Source organism: Rickettsia endosymbiont of Ixodes scapularis, assembly GCF_000160735.1.
GTDB lineage: Bacteria > Pseudomonadota > Alphaproteobacteria > Rickettsiales > Rickettsiaceae > Rickettsia > Rickettsia tamurae.
On record NZ_CM000770.1, the window covers coordinates 1,444,577 to 1,450,170 of the forward strand.

A 5,594-nucleotide genomic window follows, 5' to 3' on the forward strand; every position below is an offset into this window, starting at 1 on the left:
ATTTATCGGGGTTATCACCGCTTAAATAATATATAGTATTCTGCCCTTCTTTAAAATTCGCTATATATTCGTCAAGGCTGATCATTTTATTATGCAAGGCACTTCTGAATATACATACCTCTAATAATTTTTCATGATCGGTAGTAGCCTCACATAAACCCTCTTTTAAAGCACCGCCGAAATTAGCCCAAAACTTATTATATTCTTCAGGTGATTCCTCTTTCTTTTTTCTAAGCTCGCCAAGCACTTTTTTTGTAATAGCATTTTTGATTTTCTCAAGCACGCTATTATGCTGCAGTGATTCACGGCTAATATTTAGTGGTAAATCTTCTGAATCAACTACACCTCGTAAAAACCTCAAATATGACGGGATTAAATCTATATTCTCATCAGATATAAATACTCTTTTTATATATAATTTTACTCGCCTTTTGCGATCAGGGTGAAATAAGTCAAATGTTTTGCTCGATGGGATAAAAAGTAGGTTAGTAAATTCTATAGCTCCCTCGTTTTTATTATGCATCGTTATCCAGGGGTCATCAACGGCATAAGATAAGCTTTTGTAGAATTCTTTATATTGTTCTTCCGTAATTTCTGATTTCGGTCTTGTCCATAATGCAGAAGCTGAATTAAGCTGGATTTCATTATTACCGGCTTCATCAAAGAAATATATCGGTATTGCTATGTGATCGGAATAGCTTTTAACGATGTGTTTTAATCTAAAATGATCAAGGAATGTATCTTCTTCCTTTTTAATATGTAAAACGATTTCCGTGCCTCTTGTGAACTCTTTATCTGAATCTAAGACAATATATTCACCAAGCCCGTCTGATTCCCAAACATGAACTTTATCCTCACCAGCTTTTCTTGAGGTTACAGTCACTTTATCGGCTACCATAAAGCTTGAATAAAATCCAACACCAAATTGACCGATTAGCATATTATCCTTTTTAGAATCACCGGAGAGGCTTTTAAGAAAATTTGCCGTACCCGATCTTGCAATAGTACCGAGATTTTCGATTAAATCCTCTTTATTCATGCCTATGCCGTTATCACGGATAATGATTTGTCCGTTACCTTTATCGACTTTAACCGTAATTTTAAAATTGCTATCACCTGCTACTAATGCACTATTACTTTGAGATAAATAACGTAATTTATCGCAAGCATCCGAAGCATTGGAAATTAACTCCCTCATAAAAATCTCTTTATTACTATAAAGAGAGTGAATCATTAAATTTAAAATCTTGCCAACCTCGGCATCAAACTTTTTCTTTTCTTGTGTCATACTAAACCAATTTATAAATTCTTGTTTTTAGCTTTGTTACTAGGTCAGTTTTTTTTGTCATTGCGAGGAAAAACTGTAAGTTTTGACGAAGCAATCTCGTGCTATAGTCCTGAGATTGCTACGCTCCTTTTAGTCGCTCGCAATGACGATTTTGGTATCTTGTAACAAAATTTTATTTATTTAATATAGGAATTAATAATCAAATTTAAATAGTCTTAATTAATATTTTTTATCAATATCGTTTTTAAGCTATGAGTATGACCTTTAATAATTTCGATATTACTACGTGATAATTTCCATTCTTTTGCTAAATAATTTATGATTTCTTCATTAGCTTTACCTTGCTCCGGTACTGCTTTTATAGATAATTTTAGATATGGGATATTATTAATAGTTATAAAATCGCTAATTAGATTCCGGTTAGAATTAGGTTTTACTTTAAGACTAAGTAAAGCCTGATTTGAAGAAGAATTGTAATTGTAGAATTTATCCATGAATATCTTTTATCACATTTGCTTATTATTTTTAATAAAAAAATCCTTGAAAAACTTTGCTTAAACTGATATAAAGTTTACTGTAAATGTTTAGCACCCTTAGCTCAGCTGGATAGAGCAACAGATTTCTAATCTGTGGGTCAGAGGTTCGAATCCTTTAGGGTGCGCCATTCTTCGATTTCCGACACTTTTATAAAGCTATCAAACGGCGTATACATCATAAAATCAAGTTTTTTGCCGTTTAACTGGAATATTAAGTGTCTTTCACCAAATCTCTAAACTAAGCAGCTTTTCTCTTTCTTCTAAATAGTAAATTTATCACCTTATAAAAAGAAATATTAATAATTTAATTAATTAAAAATATTTCTCAAGTTTATTAATATAAGCTTTAATTTCTTTTGTGTTAACTAATATAGGATTATCAAAATGCCAAATTCTTCAACTCAAGGTAAATTTGGACAACATGAAATTAATATTAAACTAGAAAAGTTTTTTAAAGAACATAAATTAACATTAAAGAACCCAGATATGCTAAAAGACTTTAGTGTTCTTATAGCCGATTCATCTAATAACCATGATATCACAAGTATAGCTCCATATGTAGACACAATGGAGAATTTGCTAAACTCAATACCGAATCATTACCACAAAACAGAATTCTTAGATTATGTAACGAATATAGTACCAGATCATAAATATGAAAATTTGCTTAATGGAGCTAATAATGAACTAAAGAACCCTCAGCTATAAGCTGAGGGGTTATAAAGTGGAATCGATTAGAAATCGATCATCATTCACAGGTTCACCTTCCTGTTCATCAATATAGTGCTGTATCATTTCATCAGTTATATTACCTGAACTGACCGCCATATAGCCCCTAGCCCACAAATGATTGCCCCAAAATTGTTTTCTTAAATGAGCAAATTCTTGCAATAAAATTCTTGAGCTACTACCTTTTAAATACTGTACTAACTTGCTAAGAGATATTTGTGATTTATATGAGATAAACATATGCACGTGATCACATGATATTTTCCCTGAAATTATATATACTTCATGTTCCATACAAATCTGCCTTAGTAAATCTCTAGCCCTTTCCGCTACTTTGCCTATCAATACTCTCTTCCTATATTTTGGTATCCATATAAGATGTACTTTTAAATCATACTGACTATGACTATTCTTTCTATAACTTCTCATGTTTCTTGATATAAATTCATTGCTAAAGCAATTTCATTATATCTTCCCTTCGCCTGAAGGCGAGGGATTTCTTATCCCCGAAGGGGGACATTAAAAGAAGAAATAATTATTAATATCCTCAAAGAACTATCATCAGACCACTCTGATGTAATACTTAATTTAAAACCGAGTAATAACGAAAAAGAGTTTAAAGAAAAATTAGACAAGATTATTAATACTTATGAAAAAGGGAAGGAAAATCCTGAAAACAAAAAAGCAATTTCTCAAGAAATCAAAAAAGAATTAGAGAATCTAGATACATGGTGCAAAGAAACAGCTAAAAAAACGCGAGTTTCGTATTAAGATGCCTAAATTATGGTTAATGAATATGCTATAATCCTTATCCTTTCAAGGTTTGTAAGAGGTGTGACAAGTTTTACAATTTAATAGTTATAGTCAAAAAAGACAATTTACTAAAAATTTATGCAGTTTTAAGTACATTTTATAACAAAAACAATATTACTAATATCCTCGTAACCCAGTTACTATCAGCTATTCAGTTCCTCTATTAATACGAAACTCACGTTAACTATTTCTTGACCTTTGCCAAAGCTTTAAAACTATGTTTTATAACTTGTCCAATATTTTTAAAAGCATGCGAAATATCTTTTTTAACGCGAGATTCGTATTAATAGAGGAACTGAATAGCTGATAGTAACTGGGTTACGAGGATATTAGTAATATTGTTTTTGTTATAAAATGTACTTAAAACTGCATAAATTTTTAGTAAATTGTCTTTTTTGACTATAACTATTAAATTGTAAAACTTGTCACACCTCTTACAAACCTTGAAAGGATAAGCATTATAGCATATTCATTAACCATAATTTAGGCATCTTAATACGAAACTCGTATTAGTTAATAATTTAACTATTTCTTAATAAAGAGAAATTTGTAAAAAATAGACATCTTCCCAAAGCAGTTTATAGAGAGGAATTTAAAGGATACACGGAAACACTTGCCGCCATAGACATACGTGAGGATGAGGGATTAGGATCGACGTACAAATTGCCCTTAGAAGCAAGTTATGCAGGAAGTCTAATAATTCAAGATCAATAAATCCTTATCAATCCTAAAACCTTTGAAACGCTCAAGTAACGACATACCAAGCAGTGAAATATCAAGGTCACCAAGACCTACATGTCCTTTGATGTTCTTAAATTCCGTACCGATTACTACACTATTTAAGGTTATAGGGGCAGCTTTATTTTCGCCGTTAGCTGTTAGATAAGTTCTAGTATATTTTAATTTAGTTAAGTCAAAGCCTAATTTTTGGGCATCTTCTTTAGTCAAAGCTATATCACTTGCACCGGTATCTACCATAAATTTTATTTTAACGTTATTTACAAAAGCATTGATATAAAAATGTCCGTCTCCGCTACGGGCTATAATAATTTCTCCGACTTCAGTAGACCATTTATATGATGGAATTAAAGCAGACATTACTCTATGATAAGCGTAGCTCAGCTCAAACCTAAAAGCATAACCGGTTATTATAACCAAGAAAATTGCTGCCCACATTGCTAATTGCAAACAAAATCTGCGTATTTCATTTTGGCTAATAGTACTGTAAATTATACTAAATAATATTAATAACGACGCACAAAAACTCCCTATATTTTGCGGTTCTTTAAAAAATTTTGGATAATGTTGATTGATATATTTGTATAATAAACCGCTTACAATTACGGTGCTGCAAATTATAAAAATAAGTTTTATAAGTTTTTTATTCATATAATATACTACAAGTAAATAAAGAATAGGTATACGAAGTTCTATGCAGATGCAGGTACCAGGCGGAAACGGCAGCAATTTTGTCCGTCTATTATGCTCTAGAATGCGGATAAGCAAGTTGTACATTCGGCTCTAGGCGGTAATATTTGTATATCTTGCGTTTTAAGTGTTGTACGCAAATTATCTATGCAGCATTTAAGCTTGATTTTTTACAATTTAGAGCTTCTTCAAGCAAACTGAAAACAGTGTTACTATATTTATAACATTATCCGGGTTTACAACTAGCTTGTTGTTTTTTTAGCAGCGTTAAAAGCTTTGAGTGACTCATTCCTTGCTCAATTTCAATGTTTCCTGAGAATTGATAACCTGTTGTATGGCTTAAAATATTATTAAGACTAATAGCATTTTTTAAGTATGGTAATTTGAATTTTTCGTCAAAATCTAAACTTCCTTGATCTACCATTAATGCAATTGCCGTTGCTGAAACAGCTTTTGAAACCGATGCTAACGGAAATAAAGTTTTATCCGTAATAACTCCGCTATTACCTTTCTGATTTCCAAACGTTGTTTTATAAATAACCTCACCTTTGTATAAAATTGCAATTGCTCCTCCTTGTAATTCGTCTTTTTGCAATTCAAACTTTTTAATAAAACTTTTTAGTTTTTGCGGTAATTCTACTCGTGTCTGTGCCAAAACTGTACGATGTGATAATATTAACATTATACTAAAAAATAGGATAAGTTTTTTATTCATATGGTGATATTATTTTCATTTACAAGTATGATACTAAGAAGTTAAATACGAGAGAATAATTTGCTATATACTTCATTCCGATTTC

6 protein-coding genes, 1 tRNA gene and 1 pseudogene are annotated in these 5,594 nt (G+C 31.1%); 3 read left to right on the forward strand and 5 right to left on the reverse strand.

Annotated features, from left to right (window positions below):
- Both htpG and REIS_RS07230 read right to left on the reverse strand, forming a co-directional pair.
- Positions 1-1,288 (reverse strand): molecular chaperone HtpG (htpG, locus tag REIS_RS07225; protein ID WP_008580669.1); only part of this gene is annotated, 1,288 nt, incomplete at its 3' end.
- Positions 1,289-1,503: 215 nt separating this feature from the next.
- Positions 1,504-1,782, reverse strand: coding sequence for a DUF167 domain-containing protein (locus tag REIS_RS07230; RefSeq protein WP_008580670.1), 279 nt, complete (start codon positions 1,780-1,782; stop codon positions 1,504-1,506).
- A 93-nt stretch (positions 1,783-1,875) separates the two neighbouring features.
- Between REIS_RS07230 and REIS_RS07235 the strand changes: the two genes are divergently transcribed.
- Together REIS_RS07235 and REIS_RS07240 are read left to right on the forward strand one after the other, a co-directional pair.
- Positions 1,876-1,952, forward strand: a tRNA-Arg gene (locus REIS_RS07235).
- A 256-nt stretch (positions 1,953-2,208) separates the two neighbouring features.
- Entirely contained in the window at positions 2,209-2,532 is a 324-nt protein-coding gene (locus REIS_RS07240) for a hypothetical protein (RefSeq protein ID WP_008580671.1), read from the forward strand.
- 9 nt (positions 2,533-2,541) lie between these two features.
- On the opposite strand, the gene tnpA is transcribed toward REIS_RS07240, so the two are convergent.
- Complete coding sequence (gene tnpA / locus REIS_RS07245; protein ID WP_008579210.1) at positions 2,542-2,982, reverse strand: IS200/IS605 family transposase; 441 nt, start codon at positions 2,980-2,982, stop codon at positions 2,542-2,544.
- 102 nt (positions 2,983-3,084) lie between these two features.
- Between tnpA and REIS_RS15875 the strand changes: the two are divergent.
- Positions 3,085-3,306, forward strand: a pseudogene (locus tag REIS_RS15875) (hypothetical protein); the annotation flags it as partial.
- 753 nt (positions 3,307-4,059) lie between these two features.
- Here the strand turns inward: REIS_RS15875 and REIS_RS07250 are convergent.
- The gene (locus tag REIS_RS07250; RefSeq protein WP_008580673.1) at positions 4,060-4,755 is read right to left on the reverse strand and encodes a TIGR02281 family clan AA aspartic protease; all 696 of its coding nucleotides are present in this window, start codon (positions 4,753-4,755) and stop codon (positions 4,060-4,062) included.
- Between the two features lie 265 nt (positions 4,756-5,020).
- The gene (locus tag REIS_RS11285) at positions 5,021-5,509 is read right to left on the reverse strand and encodes a serine hydrolase domain-containing protein (protein WP_008580674.1); all 489 of its coding nucleotides are present in this window, start codon (positions 5,507-5,509) and stop codon (positions 5,021-5,023) included.
- Positions 5,510-5,594: the final 85 nt, after the last annotated feature.